20 protein-coding genes are annotated in these 18112 nt (G+C 28.4%); 12 read left to right on the top strand and 8 right to left on the bottom strand.

The window, feature by feature from the left end:
- Positions 1-49: 49 nt before the first annotated feature.
- A complete protein-coding gene (gene truD, locus J4403_00550; protein MBS3166680.1) occupies positions 50-946 on the bottom strand; it encodes a tRNA pseudouridine(13) synthase TruD in 897 nt (298 codons plus the stop codon).
- An 85-nt stretch (positions 947-1031) separates the two neighbouring features.
- Here truD and J4403_00545 point away from each other — a divergent pair, with 85 nt between their 5' ends.
- The 7 genes from J4403_00545 to J4403_00515 are packed head-to-tail and all read left to right on the top strand — an operon-like array spanning position 1032 to position 5067.
- Complete coding sequence (locus tag J4403_00545; GenBank protein MBS3166679.1) at positions 1032-2108, top strand: hypothetical protein; 1077 nt, start codon at positions 1032-1034, stop codon at positions 2106-2108.
- Positions 2109-2153: 45 nt separating this feature from the next.
- Positions 2154-2777 (top strand): hypothetical protein, encoded by a 624-nt coding sequence (locus tag J4403_00540; protein ID MBS3166678.1) that lies wholly within the window; start codon positions 2154-2156, stop codon positions 2775-2777.
- Between the two features lie 4 nt (positions 2778-2781).
- Positions 2782-3099 (top strand): hypothetical protein, encoded by a 318-nt coding sequence (locus tag J4403_00535; protein MBS3166677.1) that lies wholly within the window; start codon positions 2782-2784, stop codon positions 3097-3099.
- Between the two features lies 1 nt (position 3100).
- Positions 3101-3286 (top strand): 30S ribosomal protein S27e, encoded by a 186-nt coding sequence (locus J4403_00530; GenBank protein ID MBS3166676.1) that lies wholly within the window; start codon positions 3101-3103, stop codon positions 3284-3286.
- 33 nt (positions 3287-3319) lie between these two features.
- Positions 3320-4102 carry a S1 RNA-binding domain-containing protein gene (locus J4403_00525; GenBank protein ID MBS3166675.1) on the top strand — a complete coding sequence of 261 codons (783 nt, stop codon included), beginning with the start codon at positions 3320-3322 and terminating at the stop codon, positions 4100-4102.
- Between the two features lie 7 nt (positions 4103-4109).
- The gene (locus tag J4403_00520) at positions 4110-4271 is read left to right on the top strand and encodes an RNA-protein complex protein Nop10 (protein MBS3166674.1); all 162 of its coding nucleotides are present in this window, start codon (positions 4110-4112) and stop codon (positions 4269-4271) included.
- Positions 4228-5067: a PAC2 family protein gene (locus J4403_00515; protein ID MBS3166673.1), complete on the top strand. Its 840-nt coding sequence runs from the start codon at positions 4228-4230 to the stop codon at positions 5065-5067. Before J4403_00520 ends, J4403_00515 begins: the two co-directional genes overlap by 44 nt.
- Here the strand turns inward: J4403_00515 and J4403_00510 are convergent.
- The 5 genes from J4403_00510 to J4403_00490 are packed head-to-tail and all read right to left on the bottom strand — an operon-like array spanning position 5064 to position 10875.
- Positions 5064-6371, bottom strand: a complete 1308-nt coding sequence (locus J4403_00510) for a DNA helicase UvrD (GenBank protein ID MBS3166672.1) — start codon at positions 6369-6371, stop codon at positions 5064-5066. The genes J4403_00515 and J4403_00510 overlap by 4 nt on opposite strands.
- A gap of 24 nt (positions 6372-6395) precedes the next feature.
- Positions 6396-7331 (bottom strand): hypothetical protein, encoded by a 936-nt coding sequence (locus J4403_00505; GenBank protein MBS3166671.1) that lies wholly within the window; start codon positions 7329-7331, stop codon positions 6396-6398.
- Between the two features lie 18 nt (positions 7332-7349).
- Positions 7350-8330, bottom strand: a complete 981-nt coding sequence (locus tag J4403_00500) for a hypothetical protein (GenBank protein ID MBS3166670.1) — start codon at positions 8328-8330, stop codon at positions 7350-7352.
- Between the two features lie 51 nt (positions 8331-8381).
- Positions 8382-9686, bottom strand: coding sequence for a hypothetical protein (locus J4403_00495; protein MBS3166669.1), 1305 nt, complete (start codon positions 9684-9686; stop codon positions 8382-8384).
- A gap of 28 nt (positions 9687-9714) precedes the next feature.
- Positions 9715-10875: a hypothetical protein gene (locus J4403_00490; protein MBS3166668.1), complete on the bottom strand. Its 1161-nt coding sequence runs from the start codon at positions 10873-10875 to the stop codon at positions 9715-9717.
- Between the two features lie 46 nt (positions 10876-10921).
- On the opposite strand from J4403_00490, the gene J4403_00485 reads away from it, so the two are divergent.
- Both J4403_00485 and J4403_00480 read left to right on the top strand, forming a co-directional pair.
- A complete protein-coding gene (locus J4403_00485) occupies positions 10922-11986 on the top strand; it encodes an mRNA surveillance protein pelota (protein MBS3166667.1) in 1065 nt (354 codons plus the stop codon).
- A complete protein-coding gene (locus tag J4403_00480) occupies positions 11986-12489 on the top strand; it encodes a hypothetical protein (protein MBS3166666.1) in 504 nt (167 codons plus the stop codon). The genes J4403_00485 and J4403_00480 overlap by 1 nt, the downstream gene beginning before the upstream one ends.
- On the opposite strand, the gene J4403_00475 is transcribed toward J4403_00480, so the two are convergent.
- Positions 12486-13571 carry an NAD(P)/FAD-dependent oxidoreductase gene (locus tag J4403_00475; protein MBS3166665.1) on the bottom strand — a complete coding sequence of 362 codons (1086 nt, stop codon included), beginning with the start codon at positions 13569-13571 and terminating at the stop codon, positions 12486-12488. The genes J4403_00480 and J4403_00475 overlap by 4 nt on opposite strands.
- Before the next feature lie 51 nt (positions 13572-13622).
- Here J4403_00475 and J4403_00470 point away from each other — a divergent pair, with 51 nt between their 5' ends.
- The 3 genes from J4403_00470 to J4403_00460 are packed head-to-tail and all read left to right on the top strand — an operon-like array spanning position 13623 to position 17833.
- Positions 13623-14483, top strand: coding sequence for a prepilin peptidase (locus J4403_00470; protein ID MBS3166664.1), 861 nt, complete (start codon positions 13623-13625; stop codon positions 14481-14483).
- A 41-nt stretch (positions 14484-14524) separates the two neighbouring features.
- The gene (locus J4403_00465; protein ID MBS3166663.1) at positions 14525-16150 is read left to right on the top strand and encodes a TldD/PmbA family protein; all 1626 of its coding nucleotides are present in this window, start codon (positions 14525-14527) and stop codon (positions 16148-16150) included.
- A gap of 60 nt (positions 16151-16210) precedes the next feature.
- On the top strand, positions 16211-17833 hold the full coding sequence (locus J4403_00460; GenBank protein MBS3166662.1) for a TldD/PmbA family protein: 1623 nt from the start codon (positions 16211-16213) through the stop codon (positions 17831-17833).
- Here the strand turns inward: J4403_00460 and J4403_00455 are convergent, their stop codons facing one another.
- Positions 17834-18109, bottom strand: a complete 276-nt coding sequence (locus J4403_00455) for an elongation factor 1-beta (protein ID MBS3166661.1) — start codon at positions 18107-18109, stop codon at positions 17834-17836.
- Positions 18110-18112: the final 3 nt, after the last annotated feature.

Here is an 18112-nt window from a genome sequence, read left to right as displayed (position 1 = left end):
TTATTTAGATTAAAGAAAGGTTGTATATAAAGGTTTCTGAGCCCAGAATCTAATCTTTAAACATTTGTTCTACTAAAACTGTTGCATAACATCCCTTAGGTAAAAAGAATCTAATCTCTTGCTTCCATGATTTTGGAAAGAATTCGTCTTCTGCAAAGTTTACAGTTTCTATTTGTACTTCTTGTTGATATACTCTTTTTGAAGAATCTGCACTTAAAAATGGAAGCTCTTTGAATATAAAATCTTTCTTTGTTAAACCTTCTCCAGCAAGTAAATTATTGTATTCTTCACCTTCGTAATCAAATCCAATTACATCTAAGGGTTTATCTAATCTATTCCAAAGATAAGATTGAAATGCAGAGACATAGAATTTTAACTCTCTTTTATCATATTCATTTAAAGCAGCAATATAGTCTGTGTATTTAGGTTTAAGTTTTAATAGTTCTGTTACAGTTTTATAATCTTTTTTTAATAAAGCTCGACCAATAATAATATTGTTCTTATCCATTCCAAATCTTTGATCTCCATAATAATTTTTAAAACTTTTAATTTCTTCATATTTCTTTTTTAGATTTCTAACTACAATATCAAAGAAGTTTCCTTCTAAGTCTCCTAAAGAAATAGGTTTTTTACCTTTACCAAGATATTCAAAACTAACATCTTTGAGTTTTATTGATTTTAATTTCTGTTCTGGATTTGAAAAAGTTCTTATTGAAATATATTGTTCTGTTACTGCATCTTTGTCTTTATTACCTGCATATCCAAAGTCTTTTAAGTTAATATCTAGAATATCTGCAAGTTTTCTTAAAATATCAAAAGTATTCCAGCCATCTTTTTTTAAGATAAAATAATGATAACAACAACCTTTTTCATCTTTTTCTAAGAATTTATTAATATCTAAAATTTCTTTAACAAAAAAATCTTGATTCTTATACTTTAGTTGCATAAGAAAGTTTATAAGTCCTAAAGAGTTATAAGCATTTCGTAACTATTATAAGTTATATTAGAATATACAAAATAGAGGTGTGATATTGAAGAAGATAATAATAATTCTTGATGGCTTGGCAGATTTACCTCTAAAGGAATTAGGAAATAAAACTCCATTAGAAGTTGCTAAAACCCCTAATTTGGATTATCTTGCTCGAAAGAGTCTATATGGTTTGATGTGGCCTGTTAAAGGTATTGCACCTGAATCTGATTTATCTCAATTTTTAATTTTGGGTGGAGATAAAAAAGACTATCTTGGGAGAGGAGTTATTGAGGCCTTGGGTACCGGAATTAAAATTAAAAAAGATTGTATTTATATGCGAGTTAATTTTGCTGAATTTTCTAAAAATAAGATTACAAATAAACGCATAATTCTATCTGACAAAGATATAGGGAGGGTTAATAAAATTTCTCAGACTATAAAAGTTTACAAAACAGTAGATTATAGAGGAATATTAGAAATAAAAAATGCTTCTGAAAATGTCACAAATACACATCCAGGATATAAAAAAATAAAAAACTATTCTGTTGCAATTGATGGAAATAATAAATTGAAATGCTTTGGAGATAAATTAACTTCTGAAAGAATAAATAATTTTATTGAAAACTTTGAAATTATAAATGGAAAGACATTATTGTTAAGAGGGGCAGGAAAGATAAGAAAGACTAAAACAAAAAAATTAGATTGGAATATGATTGGAGAGATGCCTGTTGAAATAGGACTTGCAAAGTTATTTAAAATGAAAGTGATTAAAAAAACTAAAAATAAAATTAAAGAGGTAATAAATTCTAAAAAATCAATTTATGTTCAAATCAAAGGCCCAGATACTTATGGACATAGGGGAGATTATAAAGGCAAAATTAAGGCAATAGAAAATATTGATAAAATGCTAAAACTTTTATGCAATCAAGATTTATTAAACAAAGTTAAACTATGCATAACCGCAGATCATGCTACACCTTGTTTGTTAAAAAGACATTCTAATAATCCTGTTCCAATCTTGATTACAGGTAGAGATATAAAAGGCCAAAATATCAAAAAATTCTGTGAAGCTGAAGTTAAAAAAGGCAGTTTAAAGATTGAAGGAAAGAGCCTCATGAAACTTTTAAATAGTATTTAAAAATTAAACAATAGATTTATAATATTTTTTAAAGATTCTAAATGCATGGAAGAAGAAAGTATTATAATCACTTATGAGAGTTTGTATGAAATTTTAAGAAGAGAGAAGTTTAAAGAAGAAATCCAGGAACTTCCAAAGGATTTTATAAAAAAAGTAGTCAATTACCTTAATGACAAAGCAGGAATAATAGAAACCCAAGAAAAGAAAAGGAGTATATTCTCTGGTGAAGTAGATAGAGTAAAAAAAGAATTCTTAAATATTAAAAAGATGATAAAAGAACTCTTTGAAAGACGTGAAAGAAAGATTATTGACAGTGCAATAATGACTGCTAGATCTGGCGGACAGCTTAATTTTAAGAATTTACTTGATGAAGAAAAGATATTTATTGAGTCATTTTATAAGAATTTATGCGAATATCAACGTGGATTTATGCTCAATCTATTAGAAGGGGTTATGCCTAGTCAACCGAAAGAATTAAAAAGGGTCTCTGATAATGTGAAAACGAAAAGCCTTTTAAAGGTTACTAGTGCTATACCTATGTTTGTAGGTCCAGATGAAAGGATTTATGGCCCATTTGAGGCTGAAGATATAATATCAATACCTCAAGAAATAAAAGAGGTATTAATCAAAAGAAACAAAGTAGAAGAAATGTTTAATACTTTAGGATAAAACTATGAAATTAAAAAAAATAATAAAAAGATATTGTAAGTTTTGTAAAAAGCAAACTGAACAAACTGTTAGTCAGATAAAAAATAGAGGACTTAATGCTACACACCATCTTACTCATGGCTCTAAAATCAGAGCTAATATAAGAGGAAGATCAAAAGGTAAAGGAAATTTAGGAAGATATTCTAGAAAAGCTATTTCAGCTTGGAAAAGAACGGGTGTAAAGGCTTCTAAAAAAATTAATATTAAATATACTTGTAAAGAATGTAAAAAATCTGTTCCACAAGCAAAAGGAAAGAGAGCTAAAAAATTGGAGATAATCTAAAATGCGAAAAAGAAAATTAGAACCTGATTCAAAGTTTATAAAAGTTAGATGTGCATGTAAAAATGAACAAATAATTTTTGGAAAAACATCTTCATTAATCAAATGTTTAATTTGTAATAAGCCTTTGGCTGAGCCAAGTGGTGGAAAAAGTAAGATTAAAGCAAGAATCATTGAAGTTTTAGGATAATTATTTTGTATATAGGAAGGATATTAAGAAAAGATGTTCTATAAGAAGAAAGGTCTACCTGAAGAATCGGAAATTGTAATGTGCACAGTTACAAAGATATTATTTCATTCTGTTTTTGTTACAATTGATGAGTATGAAAACCTTGAAGGTATGATTCATATTTCTGAGATAGCTCCTGGAAGAATAAGAAACTTAAGAGATTATATTGTTGAAGGTAAAAGGATAGTATGTAAGGTTTTAAAAGTAGATCAAATAAAGAAGCAAATAGATTTATCGTTAAGAAGAGTTAATTTAAGTCAAAAAATAGAAAAAACAAAACTTCTTAAAAATGAAGAAAAAGCCTATAAAATAATTGAAATTATTGCTAAAAAGTTTAGTCTTCAACCTTTAGAAATTTATGAAAGTACTTTGAAAAATTTACAAGGCAAATTTGAATATCTAAATGTTTTCTTTCAAAAAATTGCCGAAGATAATAATCTTATAAAAGAAGCTAAATTGAAAAAAGAAGTTGAAACTGAGTTATTAAAAATTTTAAAAGATAAAATAAAAATACCTGAAGTAAATATTAGAGCAGAAGCAGATTTGCAAACCTATAGAGCAGATGGGATAGAACATATTAAAAAAGCAATTATATCTGCAAAATCCAAATTTACAAAGGAAATTGAAATAAATTATGTTGGTGCTCCAAGATATATTGTAAATATTACTACAAAGGATTACAAGGCTGGAGAAAAAATACTTGAAGAGTTTTCAAAAGCTCTTGAACAATCATTTAAACCTGAGAAAGGCGATATTTGCTCTATTAAAAAGATTTAATATTCATATGACCCATATAATGAAGTGTACTAAATGTAAAGTTTATACGCTTGAGACTAAATGTCCTAAATGCAAGTCAGAAACAATAAGACCCTTACCTCCAAAATACTCTCCAGAGGATAAATATGGAGAATACAGAAGAAAGTATAAACAGGCAAAAAATGTTTGAAATAAAACAAATAAAGGATTTTGGAAAATTAGAGAATCCAATAGTTATTGAAGGTTTGCCTGGAATGGGTAATGTGGGTAAAATTGCTTTAGATTTTATGATTGATGAATTAAAAGCTGAAAAAGCTTATGAAATTTATTCTGATAGCTTTCCTCATTCAGTTTTTATAAATGAAGAAAACCTTGTTGAGCTTCCTAAGATTGAAATTTTTAGAAAAGGAAATATTTTATTTTTGACTGGAGATGTTCAGCCTTCAAACGAACAAGCATGTTATGAGTTTTGCACTAAGGTCCTTGATTTGTTTGAACAATTAGGTGTGAAAGAGATTATAACTACAGGTGGAATTGGTTTAAATGATATTCCTCAAAATCCTAAAGTTTATTGTACAGGTAATGACAAAGAAATAATTAAAAGATATACTTCTAAATATTCTAAGTTTAATGATAAAATACATAATGTTGTAGGACCAATAATGGGTGTTTCTGGCTTATTAATAGGCTTAAGTAAAAAAAGGAATATACCAGCAATTTCATTTTTATCTGAAACTTTTGGACATCCAACTTATTTAGGAATAAATGGGGCCCAAGAAATTTTAAAAGGTTTAGACAGCACATTAAAACTGAAACTTAATCTTAAGAAAATGGAAAAAGAAATTAAGAAAATGGAAAAAGAAATTGATAGCTTGTATAAACCTGAAAAAGATGAAGAAAAAGTTGAAAAAATTGATAAGACTCAACCAAAAAAATTAATTGCAGAAGAAAAGTTCACACAACACACAAATAAATATATTGGTTAAAATTCAGATAAAGATTTTTGTTCTTTAAGTTTAGGAATTGTTTTTGATTTTATATTAAGAGGTTTCTGAATAATTTCTTTATCTCCAAAGATTGGAATTCCATATAAGCCATCATAACCAGGTTTAACATTTACTTTTCCGTGCCTTACATTAATAATAGATTCTACTAATTTTGGGTCACATACTTTTGCGAGTTCTTCTTCTGAGACATTTAAAAGAATATTAAACTCATTATCAAATTTCTCAATCAGTAGATTATAAATATCCCAACATTTTCTAGTTGCTAAGCCAGTGTCATAAATTCCAGAAATTATTTCTGAAAGAGGAATCATATTATAAAAAGGTTTTACAGTTTTTGGTTTAAATCCTGGCGCTCTGTCTGCTAATTGTTCTACTCTTTCTAGAACTCCTATTGTCATTTTTTGATGACACTTTGGACAGATTTGATTTAATTTTTTAGATTCAACTGGATCAACGCAAACATTACAATTTCTATGTCCAGTATAATGATAAATACCGTAATTAGGGTTTGTTTCTATAGTTCCTATTATGTTCTCTCCAGTTCTTAAAGCAGTTAATATTGATTTATAAGAGATTTCTTTGTTGAGATTTAGTATTGTGGCTTCTCTGCCTATTCTCCATGGCCAAAAACTATGTATATCTGAAAAGCTAACTAAATTATATTTATCTAATTGGCTCAATCTATAGTTCATTGCAGGATCTGAAGACATTCCAGTTTCTAGAGAGTGAATATGCTTTGTTTGATCTTTATAACAATCTTCTACCTTTGAGAATTGATTATATTCTCCAAATAAAGAAAAATAAGGTGTCCAAATATGTGCTGGAATAACTTCTATATCTGGAGAAATTTTTCTTAGCATTTCTACAAAATCTGGACAGGATATTTTGAAAATTGGGCGACCATCATAATCTACACGTCCACGTTTTTTTAATTCATCTGTAATTTGTAGTGCAGTTTCAAAATCTGGTGCAATAATGACATTATGAATCCTTCTTCCTTTTCCATCTTGAGTATAAATTAGAGAAATTTCTGTTTGAAATATAAATGGAAATTTATCTCTTGATAAATAAATTCCTTTTCCAAAGCTAGTATCTAATCCAGAGTCTTCTGCAGGAACTAATTCTTGTTTTAATTCTTTTGTCCATTCTGGATGAGTAAAATCTCCTGTACCCAAAAGATTTAAACCTTTGATTTTTGCATATTTACTTAAATTTTTTATAGAAATATCTTTGCTACAAGCTCTACTATACCTAGAATGTATATGTAAATCTATGAAAAACATTTTAAAAAATAAAAAAAATCAAAATCAAGTCTTTTTAATTATGACTTGTTTTGATACTTCTTGTGTAAAGCTATAATCTAAGGAAGCTTCAAAGTTTATATTATAAGCTTTTCCTGAGACTGCTGCTTTTTCACAGATTAATTTTGCAGTATTATCGCTCTTTAGTATAACTATTCCAGAATTACCTGAACCTTCTGTAAATCCACAATTAATATCTGTTGGAGAGTTTATGTGAACAGTTATTTTATTTTTATCTTTAGATTCTGGATTTTCAACACATTCTATAACTTTTCCATCTCCAAGTTTAGAAATTTCTAAAGTAATTCTAACTGCATTTTGTACTATTTCTTGTCTTATTGAAGTTATTTGAACTGGTGCTCCTGAATTGGAGTTTGCTGTAACAAGATTCTTTGTTTGATCAATTAAACATGTTTGATCTTCTGTAGCCCTGCTTGTTGAAGGTATACAGAATTTGTCTAATTTAAACATTGTTTTATAAGGATAACAGGCTTCAACTGAAAGATCGGGTTTGTAATCTGGTGACATTGTTTGTGCAGTATAAGTTGCATAACCTAAATCCACTATTGCATCATCATAATCTATTTCATTATTTAATCCTTTTGATGCTGGAAGTAAATCATGAATAGTTGAAGATTTTGGTTTTGTAAGTTTGAAATTTTTATCTGTAAAAGTTTTAATTATTTTTACTACAACTGTATCTTTTTTTACGGGATATTCTCCTTTATTTTTAAGAAGAACGCTTATTGGAAATTGTTCATTTTGATAATTATTTGTTTCGGGAGGCATATCTTGAACAAAACTTAATTCTAAGCCTTGATTTCCACCAATAAATGTTGCAGAGGTGTCTACTTTCTTTTTACTACTACAATCTGCTCCTGAGACTACTAAAAGTCCTGAAAGCAAAATTACAAGTATATAATTTATATATTTAATGTTCATGTTTAATCTCCTCCTGATTTAAACCACATTTTGATTCATTTTTGCTTTTAATTTGAATGTTCCTTCTTTTTCGATTACATATCCAAATTTAAGATTAATATTAGCTTCTAATGGGTAAGATTTATCTTTTTCATAATAAATTTCTTTACAAATTACTTTTGCATTTCCTGAATTGTCAAACATTGCATAATTTGCAGGAGTACATTTTGCAGTACCATATTCTCCTGGAAGTGAAACTGTAATTTTTGCTTTATTTTTTATTGCACTATCTGAAATAGAAGGGCAAGATCCTGAAGAGATTGATGAAGAATCATATACTTTTCCAGCATCAGTATTTTTTAGTAATATGGTTAACATTATTTCATTTTGGTTTTCAGTTGGAATAATATCTTCTTTTATTGAAACAATTTGTATCGGTCCGCCTTGTGACGAAGGAGTTAAAGTTAACATTCCAGTGTTACATGAATTTTCTGCACCTACTTCTAAAGATTTTAAACAAACACTAAAGGGTATATTCATTTCATATGAATAACAAGCTTTTCCTTTAATAGGATAATTTGTGTCTAATCTATAATCTAATTTAAAATTATAACCTTCTTCAATATATTCTTTTGATTCTCCACCAATCATATTTCTTCTTCCATACAAATTTCCAAGAGGTAAACAAGTATCTGGCTTTGAAAATACATCTTCACTTAAGCTACCAAAACAGACTGCACCATCTTGAACATCAAATGCACCTTCATTTTTTACAGTAAAACCTATACTAAAAGGACTATCTTTATAAATTTCTGAAGGAGGACGCCCTTCCATAAATTGTATGTTTAAACCTTTTGTTCCTGAGAAATCATCTTCTTTTGTAACTGATCTAGAGCCCCCACTATTACCTAAACTAAATGATTTTAAGCCTGCACTAGAAGTATCACACCCTGCACCAGCAGTAAGTAATATTAAGCTTACAAATAAAACTAATAATATCTTAAATTTACTAAATACCATATTAGAATTATTAAAATAGTGCTTTAAATAGTTTTCTATAAGATTTAAAGATTAAATAAGTAACTCTGCACTTTTTTCTTTAGTGCTATCAATAGAATTCATATTTATAGTTGTTTTTTCTTTTAATTTATAAGCATAATTTGCTATAAGTCTTGCTTTAAGAGTTACTGGTGCTCCAAGTGTTTGCTTTGAACCACCTAAAGCCAATTCTGAAACTTGTACTGGAACTGAAATGTAAGCTTTTTGACCTTTTTTTAAAGAATTTTCCCATTTTTTTATTTCTGTGTCTTTTAAAGAATAAGAATTTTGCTTAGCTTCAAAATAATCAGAATAGTCTTGTAATGAAACTCCTTTTGGCAGTTCTAAACTCAAACTATTAATCTTTACTTCAGTATCTTGCTTTTTGTTGATTAATCCTAAGTTTAAGTAAGTCAGGCCATCTGATAAAGATCCATCTTTAGACATACCTTCAGCTACAACTGGCTGAGAATCAAAATAAAGAGAAATGTCTAAGTCACTTTTATAATTCATTATAGAAGGAATTTGCTTTCTGTCTTTTGGACTGAGCGAATAGTCTACATCTGGACTTACAATATTAATATCTAATTCTGCAAAATTTTCAAAATAATAGGTTAATGTGAAGTAAATATCTTTTGAATTATAAGAAATTAAATTTTTTCTAAACTCTTCTGAAGTTGTTTGTTTAAATGTACAAGTTGCAGTGTCTTCATAAGGTTCACCAGTATTTGGATAGGTTACTATTTGTTTGCTACCTACTTTTCTTTGTGGAAAACCGGTTTTTAATTCTCCTGAAGAGTTATCCATTTCACAAGATATTTCTGCAGGTATACTTTTTATGTTTTCATCAAGTTGATTGATTTCAATCTTGCTTCTTACTCTTAAGGGAGAGGTTGATGAAATAAAACCCCCATTTATACCCGAGACTACTTCTGCTTTTCCCAATTCAATCCCTGTTTTTTCTGAATTTTTTGTGTTTGAACTTTTGAATTGATAACTTGGCCCTTCAGTAATCATTCTAGAAGTTTCTTCTAATCCTTCTACACCAGATTTTACAAATGGTTTGATTGCATCATCATAAAGATTTTTTAGAGGTTGTAGGGTGGTCTGTGTCCATCCTGAGTCTGAACCTAATGTAAAAAAACCTATGATAAGCAAAACAAATAAGACAAATATAATTAGGTTAATAGGAATATGAATAGGTTTGTGTTCTTTTGTTTTAGACTCACCGGATTCTATTTTGTTTTTAATTTTTTCTTTTACTGCACCACCTAAAAAACTAAGGAAACCTGAACCCTTTGGACTAGTTGGGGGTGTAACTGAAGATGCTTCTGGCATTAATAATCAACCTCTCTTTTTAGTAAATTTATTTTGCAATTTCAACTTTAAGACTTATTATCTCAAACGATGTTAAAGGTTCTATTTTTAACGAATTATCTCCCTTTTGTATATACTTTGAGATAGAAGTTAAATAATTACTTTCATCTGTTGAAATTTCGATTTTATTTTCGTTTATATAAACATTAAGCTTTTTGCTATCCCCATATAAGAAGAAGGAAAGTATTACATCTAAATTTCCAAACCTTATTTCTTTGTAATCTGAGTCGTCTATCTTAAAGTAATATTCTGGGTATCCTTTTTTCTCTGAGATTGTTTCTAACTTTATATCATTAATTAAATAATTTCCTGAAGTTGTTTCAAATATTAATTTATTTGGCCCCTGTATTAAATAAGATTTGTCTAACTCTATGGGTGTTTCTGTGCTACAATCTAAATAGCTGTTAAATATAATATTATTATTAAGATATATTCTTAATTTTGAGCCAATTTCTTCTGAGATACATTCATAACTTAGTAAAGCTTTTGAAGTTCCTGACAATTCTGAAGCAGTTATAGACAGTTGTCTTTCGGCATTATTATTTACAATACTGTAAGACTTTCTTGCTTTAATATATTCTATATTATATAAGTTAGTTCCGACTAATAATCCTGGAGAACCTACTGAGACTCTTATTAGGTTGTTATTTTTAATTTTGGAATTAGGAAGTTGAATAATTTTGGGTTGATTTTTTTCAAGTTTTTCATCGAAGATTATTTCATCATTTAATTTAATAATTAAATTTCCTGACACTTCTGAAGCTAAAACATATAATGATAAATCTTTAATATTTTGTGGTTCATCCACCTTTAAATTAAATTCTCTTTCAATCGAGTTAAAAAGAGATTTTTTAACCTCTGTTCCATCTGACAAAGAGATTACTTCACTTTCATCTTCTGTAAACAAATGAACTGGTTGAAGTATATGCTTGATTGTTGCTTCTTTTTCTGTAGGATTTACATTACCTGTATACTCAGATAGAATTACTTTACTATTATTTGTTCCTGAAATTGAAGGATTATCACCAAGAAGATCATGTCTTTCTTGCGAAGGCATAAGCAGTATAACTACAATCATAAATAATGCAATCACTGCTATAAGACTTGCTACAGCAGATGCATTTGTATCCACACCCTTCTTGAACTTCATTATAGCAATGAATAGCTTTATTTAGTATATATTCTTTTCTATTTTAATGCAGATTATAAAAAAGGATTTAAAGCAGGGGATAATGGTTTTAAAAATTACAAATCTTGAAGATTTCTGGTATTTAAGTTATATTATACGACCAGGAGATAAATTAAAAACTTCTATGAGCCGTAAAGTTAAGCTGGATAAGGGTAATGAAAAGTCTCAAAATACAATTAGAAATTTTACTGGAACAATTATTGTTGAAAAAGTGGATTATGAACCAGATAAACAAGATTTGAGAATAAATGGAATTATTACTGAAGCTCCAGAAGATATACCTAAATCTTATCAGGGGGTTTCACTTGAGAATAATTCTGTATTTACTTTACAAAAAGATAATTTTTTGAGTTATGAAATGAAGAATATAGAAAAATTGTCTAAAGGAGATAATAAAAATATTTTAATTGTCGCTATGGATAGAAAAGAAGCTTCTTTTGCTTTGTTAAGAAATAATAGTTATGAATATCTGTTTGATTTAGAAGGTGAAGTTCAAAATAAGAGAGAACCCGACAAAAATATTAAAGGAGAATTTTATGATGAAATAATTAAACTGATTAATTTATATAATGGGAAATATTCTCCTGCAACAATAATAATTGCGTCTCCTGCTTTTTGGAAAGAAGAAATTGCTAAATTCTTAAAAAATGAGGGTGTTAATAAAAAAGTGATATTTGCAACTTGTAATAATACTGGGAGAAATGGAATAAATGAAGTTTTGAAAAGGCCTGAAGTTGGAAAAGCTTTAGAAATGAAAAATGTTGTTAGAGAAAATGAAATTATAGATGAATTATTTTTAGAAATTTCAAAAGATAGAAACTTTGTTTATGGGTTAAAAGATGTTAAGGAAGCTTCTGAATCTGGAAATATAAAAGAGTTAATTGTTACTGAGAAAATGATTAAAAAGTATATTCAAAATAATAAATTTTTAGAGATTGAAGATATAATGAAACTTGCAGATGATTCAAAAAGCGAAATACATATAATCTCTGAAAAAAATGATGAGTCTAAAAGAGTAGATGGTTTGGGCGGAATTGCAGGAATAACTAGGTATAAAATTAGAGGTGAATGATGGTTTCAATATGTGTAGAAGCAGTAATAAGATTATTATTTGTTATACTTAAGGTTCTACTTAATCATTGGTTCTTAGCTTTGATATTAATAGGTTTAGGTGTTGCAATTAAAGGATTTTTAGGTAATATTCTTATTGGTGGATTGAGTGCATTGTCTCAGTTTGTTAGTGATTTAATGTCTATAGGGATTTTAGGCGCTTTTATTACTCCCCTCTGCGGTTTGGCCTGGGTAATTTTGGCAGTAAGATCTGATGCACCATGGTATGTTAAATATCCGGCAATTATTCCTGTTATGATTATTGGAACAGGTTTAGAAATATTGCCTATTTTTGGTATACCTACTGCAATTTTTGCATTTTTAATGAGTGATGATTTTATTGGCGGAATGTCAACTGCTACTTTGATAATTTTAGCTACACCATTTTACTTGGCTTTATTTGGAATTCCAGGTCTAACAGATATTTTATGTTGGATAGCCAATACAGGTATGAAATTATTTTAGAATAATATTTTTGTTAAATATTTTAGTAAAGAGGGATTTTTAAATAAAATTTTTAATATAAATTTTGAAGGATAATCCATATCTCCGAAGTTCTGTATTTCAGATTTTGATTTATTTAAATCTTTAATAAAAGAATTATAATCTTTGTCATCAAAGTGATTAAGAGTTTTTCTAATTAAAGAATGAATTAATAATTCTTTTCCAACTTTTCTTCTCCATTCTTTATCATAGTTTAGACCATATTTAATTGAATTTGTTAAAGCATTAGAACAATTAAATCCAGTTATTAAACCTCCCCCTGTAGTTGGTTTGACCTGACAAGCTGCATCTCCGACAAGATAAATATTATTTAATTGGGTTTTAACTTTTGAATTATAAATCGGAATTAAACCTGCTTGAAGGCCTTTTTGCTTAACCTTCAGTCTTTTTAAGAAATTATTAAAATGAATTTTTGGGTTTGATTTAGTTGCAATTCCAATTTTATATAATTTATTTCCTTGTGGAACTATCCATCCAAAAAAATCTGGGAATCCTTTTCCAAAATAAAGTTCTACAAAGTTTTCATCTTTGTCTTTTAAATTTGTTATTGTTTGTAAACCATGTAAAAATTTTCTACCTTTAAATAAATTTGATAATTTTGCTGTTTGCGATAAAGGTCCATCTGCACCCACTATATATCTTGAGGTTGCTGAAGTTTTATTAAATTTTAAGGCGTTATTGGCTATTAATTCTAGTTTGTGATTTAGAAAAGGTTTTACACCTTGCGAAATTGCTTGTTGGAATAATTGATTATCAAATTTATCTCTGTCTAAAACAAATGCAACTTTTGATTTTTTGACTTCAAATAAAGAATTGTCTGAAGAATATATTCTTGCTCCATCTATTTCAGTTTGTATTGTTTCTTTATCTGGCTTTACAAAATCTAGAATATTTTTACTTACTAAACCAGTACACTGTATAGGTTTTCCGATTATGGATTTTTGATCAAAGAGATTTACTTTAAAACCTGCTTTTGCTAAATTAAAGGAAGTATAAGAACCTACCGGGCCAGCACCTATGACTGAGACATCTGAATTCAACATAGAACTAAAATTGTAAGAAAGTTTATAAATATATTTAAGGATTGGTTAAGTATGTTATATCTAATTTTAAGCATAATAGCACTTTTAGGTTTGATTATTGCTACAATTGTAGATATTAAAATTAAGGAAATTCCAGATGTTATAACTTATTCTTTAGTTTTTCTAGGGTTATCGATAAGAGGAATTTATGCTATAGCTGAAAAAGATGCTAAAATATTTACTATTGCCTTAATTTACTTTTTAATATTTTTTGCACTTGCAAATATTTTGTACTATACTAAACAATGGGGTGGAGGGGATTCCAAATTATTAATTGGAATTGCAGTGTTGTTTGCGACTGCGCCTTTTGAAACTAAAATTCCTTTTGTGTTAGTTATATTTATGAATATATTAATTGTTGGTTTGCTATATAATTTATTCGGTGCAGGTTATTTAATTGTGAAAAACTGGAAAAAATTTATTTTAAAGTTTAAAATAATAAATAAAGAAATAAAAAAACAAAAGTATTACACCTTTATTTTGGCAATAATTGTTTTTTTATTACAATTTTTTTTAGACGATGCAATTTTAAAGATTATGTTTAATGCTATTGCCTTGTTTAGTTTAATTTCTAGTTATGCATGGGCAATATTAAAGTCTGTGGAAGAATGCTGTATGATTAAAGATATTCCAGTTAAAAATTTAAGAGAGGGCGATTGGATAATTAAAGATATTTTTATTAAAGGCAAAAAAATTTATAATTGCAAGAGCATAGGCGTTGAAAGAAAACAAATAGACTTATTATTAAAAGCAAAAATTAAAAAAGTGACTATTAAGGAAGGATTTGCATTTGCACCTGCGTTTTTGTTAGGTGTTATTATTTCTTTAATATTCAAAGAGGTTATCTTATTCCGGTTAATAAACCTTATTTAGATTGCATTAGTTTTATAAACATTTTTGGAATTTGATATTGCATGGTTAAAATAGAACTGTTTAATATTCTTGAAGAGGGCGTTAAAATGGCTAAAAGTATTGATTATACTTCTAGAGATGGCGCTAAGCATAAGCCCTTCTTTGTTTCTATGAGCGGAAAAGAAACTGAAGATTTTAGTTTTGAATATAGGAACGGGGGGCTAATAAAAAAAATTAATGATCTTAATCCTGTGTTAGTAAGAATTGAAATCCGCCTAGGTGACAAAAAAGAAGGGGGAAGTTTTTCTTCAAATACCTCTGAACTTCCTAGAGATATGAACAAAACTTCTTGTATGAAAGAGCTTAATCATCAGATTAATAATACTTTTTGGGAATCCTATGAAAATCTTAAAGATAGGATGAAAGCTGCAGAAGGTTTTTTAGATACACGAGATTTATTTGTTTATTTTGCTGATGAAAAACCAATTAGATATGTTGCTCAAGAAAAAAGACTTCCTTTAGATTTGATTAATGAGACTTCTGAAAATATAAAAAAAATTTCGCTTGAGTCTCTTAGAAGAAAAATCTATAATATCTATTCTATATTTGATTTTAATAAAACTAGAAATTATATTGTAAATAGTGAAGGTACGCGAGTATTTACAGAAAGCAAAAATTATAGGATGGGTTTTACAGTTGAAATAATAAATCAAAAAGGAATAATTATCCCTATTAGTTATAGTATTGCTAAAAGCAGTCTTGCGAAAATACCTAATTATAATATACTTAAAGAATTATGTGAAAAATGTATTGAGGATGCCTTTGCAATAAAAGATGCACCAGCCATACCTAATGGCCTTTATCCCACAATACTTGATCCTGAAAACACAGGGGTAATATTTCACGAAGCAATAGGTCATGCCTTAGAAGGGGATAGTTTGCAAGGTGATGCTGAAAGTTATGAAGAAGAACGTGAAAAGTCTACAATATTTGAAGATAAAATAGGCGAAATTGTAATGCCTAAACATCTCTCAGTTTATGATGATCCTACTCGAGTAGATTTATCTGGATATTATTTTATTGATGATGAAGGCACTAAAGCAAAAAAAGTAATCCTTGTAGAAAAAGGAAAATTAAAAGGATATTTGAATTCTAGACAAAGTGCAGGATATTTAAAACAACATTCAAATGGGCATGCAAGAGCTGATAAAAATAATACACCGAAACCTAGAATGAGTAATCTGTTTATAGAATCAACAAATAAATATTCTATTGAAGAGCTTGAAGAAAGAGTAAAACAATATTGCGTAGAGAATAAAAAACCTTTTGGATTAATTATGGAAAGAGCTTCACAAGGTTTAGCTTTACCAGAAGATGCTTACTTTAGCACTCATCCAGTGCATGTTTTCAAGATTTTTCCAAATAATAAAAAACGTGAAAGGGTTAGTCATATGTATATTGTTGGAACACCTTACAAATTATTACAAAGCATAGCTGCGGCAAGTAATAGATTGGGTACTTTTGAAGGATATTGTGGTTCTGTCTCTGGTTGGGTTACTTCTGCTGAGATTGCACCAGATATATTCATCCCAGAATTAGAACTAAATAAAATTCCTAAATCTTCATATGAAAAGCTTAGAATACAAGTAACAAGAGCCCCTGAAAGATATTTTAAAACAAAGAAGTAATACTTGGATTAATTATGTAACATTAGTTTTATAAGCTTAAATCTTTAAAATGTGCTTTGTATGGCTGATGAGAAGTTATTTGGAGTAATGGAAAAAGGACTTAAAAAGGTATTAGACGCTAAATATAATAATAAAATTCTTAGCCCATTTTTTACTTCTATTAGTACTAAAAATAAAAGAGAACTACTTTTTAAAATTAAAAATGGGGGTGTAATCAATGAAGAATTTAGTGAAGACGACCCGATTCAAGGGAGAATAGAAGTTAGAATAGGTGATTATAAAAAAGGGGGAGGATTTGGTACAGAAGAGATTATTCTTCCTACAAATATAAATGAAACTGGAAGTATGAGAGAATTGATAAGGGGTTTTAACAAAGCTTATTGGGATGCTTCTGAGGATTATAATATCAGAAAACAAAAGAATATAGAATATAAAGGCTTAAGAGATGTATTTTTGTATTTTTCTGAAGAAGAACCTATTAAGTATATTGCAAGAGACAAAAAAAATTTGGATGTTACTGGAATATACCAAGATCTTGAAGAAAGATTATCTGAAGTATCTGCAAAACTTCTTAAAAAAGAAGTATTAAACACTAATATATCGTGTAGGGTGACTCAGATTAAAAGATATTTAATTAATTCAGAAGGCACTAAAGTCTTTACACCTTTTTTGAATTATGCTATTAATCTTACTATTGAAATGTTAAATAAAGAAAATTTAGTTATTCCTTTGTCTCGTCTTCTTTCTGGAAGAGATTATACTAAATTGCCTAACAATGAAACCTTAATCGAATTGGGTGAAAAATTAATAGAAGATTTAAATGAAATTAAAGATGCACCTGTTGAAGTACATGGTGTGTATCCTTTGCTTTCAGAAGGTCATTTTGGCGGGTTTGTTGCACATGAAGGTGCAGGACATATTCTTGAGGGCGTAATTATGCAACAAGATATTCGTGAAAGATTTCAAGAAAGAAAAGTTAATATTTTTGAAAATAAAATAGGCAAGAAAGTTGCTCCGGATTTTATCTCATTATATGATGATCCTTTAATTCCTAATTCGTATACTTATCATTTTATAGATGAAGAAGGAGTTAAGGCAGAAAAAGTTGAATTAATTAAAAATGGGATTCTTAAAAATTATTTAACTTCTAGACAAAGTGCAGGTTACTTAGGTATTAAATCAAATGGTCATGGTTTGGCTCAAGATACCTTATCTCCAGTTTCAAGAATGAGTAATTTGATTCTTGAATCTGAAAAAGTGTATAGCTTTGATAAATTAAAAGAAAAGATGATTAAAATTTGTATAAATAAAAAAATACCTTATGGTTTGATTATGCGTAGAGCTTCTCATGGGTGTATAGATTATGAGAATTCTCTTTTAACAGTTTATCCAGCTTATACATTTAGAATTTATCCTGGAAGAAAAAAACTTGAAAGAGTAAGAGATGCTTATATGATTGGAACAGTTTATACTTTGTTAAATAAAATTGTTGCAACAACTGATCAATATGTTTTTGATGATGGAACTTGTGGTTCGTTGTCCGGAGAAATTCCCTCTACAACTTATGCTCCTGGAATATTATTTGAATCTGCAGAAATAGGCAGTTTACAAAGAGATATTTTAGATAGACCTGGAAGACCAATTGTAAGAATTCCGAGGAAATATTTTAGAAATAAAAAATAATTATCCAAACATTCTTCTTACATCAGTTACTGAAACACTGTTAACATTTTCTATCTGAGAAATTTCGGATTCTAATTCGTCTGTTGAACCTTTCTTTTCATCCATTGTAAAAATTAATTCTATACTTTTTAATCCAAATGCAACAGGTTTTCTTTCTGATTTTGCAAGTTCGCCATCAAAAGCTTTAATTTTTTCTTTTGCTGATTCTTCAATTGCATCTAAATCATCATCTGGTGAAGAAGGCATTATGCTTAATGTAACAATTACTTGGGCCATTTT

This window comes from Candidatus Woesearchaeota archaeon, from assembly GCA_018302225.1.
In the GTDB taxonomy this organism is placed as follows: Archaea; Nanobdellota; Nanobdellia; order SCGC-AAA011-G17; family JAGVZY01; genus JAGVZY01.
Note: the sequence above shows the minus strand (reverse complement) of the source record. Positions and strands in the feature narration are given on the sequence as shown.

Excerpts from the sequence above, each read along its gene's own strand:
- J4403_00465 (MBS3166663.1), top strand. The coding sequence starts at position 14,525 with ATGGTTAAAATAGAACTGTTTAATATTCTTGAAGAGGGCGTTAAAATG.
- J4403_00535 (MBS3166677.1), top strand. The coding sequence starts at position 2,782 with ATGAAATTAAAAAAAATAATAAAAAGATATTGTAAGTTTTGTAAAAAG.
- J4403_00500 (MBS3166670.1), bottom strand. The coding sequence starts at position 8,330 with ATGGTATTTAGTAAATTTAAGATATTATTAGTTTTATTTGTAAGCTTA.
- truD (MBS3166680.1), bottom strand. The coding sequence starts at position 946 with ATGCAACTAAAGTATAAGAATCAAGATTTTTTTGTTAAAGAAATTTTA.
- J4403_00510 (MBS3166672.1), bottom strand. The coding sequence starts at position 6,371 with ATGTTTTTCATAGATTTACATATACATTCTAGGTATAGTAGAGCTTGT.
- J4403_00530 (MBS3166676.1), top strand. The coding sequence starts at position 3,101 with ATGCGAAAAAGAAAATTAGAACCTGATTCAAAGTTTATAAAAGTTAGA.
- J4403_00505 (MBS3166671.1), bottom strand. The coding sequence starts at position 7,331 with ATGAACATTAAATATATAAATTATATACTTGTAATTTTGCTTTCAGGA.
- J4403_00460 (MBS3166662.1), top strand. The coding sequence starts at position 16,211 with ATGGCTGATGAGAAGTTATTTGGAGTAATGGAAAAAGGACTTAAAAAG.
- J4403_00495 (MBS3166669.1), bottom strand. The coding sequence starts at position 9,686 with ATGCCAGAAGCATCTTCAGTTACACCCCCAACTAGTCCAAAGGGTTCA.
- J4403_00520 (MBS3166674.1), top strand. The coding sequence starts at position 4,110 with ATGACCCATATAATGAAGTGTACTAAATGTAAAGTTTATACGCTTGAG.
- J4403_00475 (MBS3166665.1), bottom strand. The coding sequence starts at position 13,571 with ATGTTGAATTCAGATGTCTCAGTCATAGGTGCTGGCCCGGTAGGTTCT.
- J4403_00515 (MBS3166673.1), top strand. The coding sequence starts at position 4,228 with ATGGAGAATACAGAAGAAAGTATAAACAGGCAAAAAATGTTTGAAATA.
- J4403_00525 (MBS3166675.1), top strand. The coding sequence starts at position 3,320 with ATGTTCTATAAGAAGAAAGGTCTACCTGAAGAATCGGAAATTGTAATG.
- J4403_00485 (MBS3166667.1), top strand. The coding sequence starts at position 10,922 with ATGCAGATTATAAAAAAGGATTTAAAGCAGGGGATAATGGTTTTAAAA.
- J4403_00490 (MBS3166668.1), bottom strand. The coding sequence starts at position 10,875 with ATGAAGTTCAAGAAGGGTGTGGATACAAATGCATCTGCTGTAGCAAGT.
- J4403_00480 (MBS3166666.1), top strand. The coding sequence starts at position 11,986 with ATGGTTTCAATATGTGTAGAAGCAGTAATAAGATTATTATTTGTTATA.
- J4403_00540 (MBS3166678.1), top strand. The coding sequence starts at position 2,154 with ATGGAAGAAGAAAGTATTATAATCACTTATGAGAGTTTGTATGAAATT.
- J4403_00470 (MBS3166664.1), top strand. The coding sequence starts at position 13,623 with ATGTTATATCTAATTTTAAGCATAATAGCACTTTTAGGTTTGATTATT.
- J4403_00455 (MBS3166661.1), bottom strand. The coding sequence starts at position 18,109 with ATGGCCCAAGTAATTGTTACATTAAGCATAATGCCTTCTTCACCAGAT.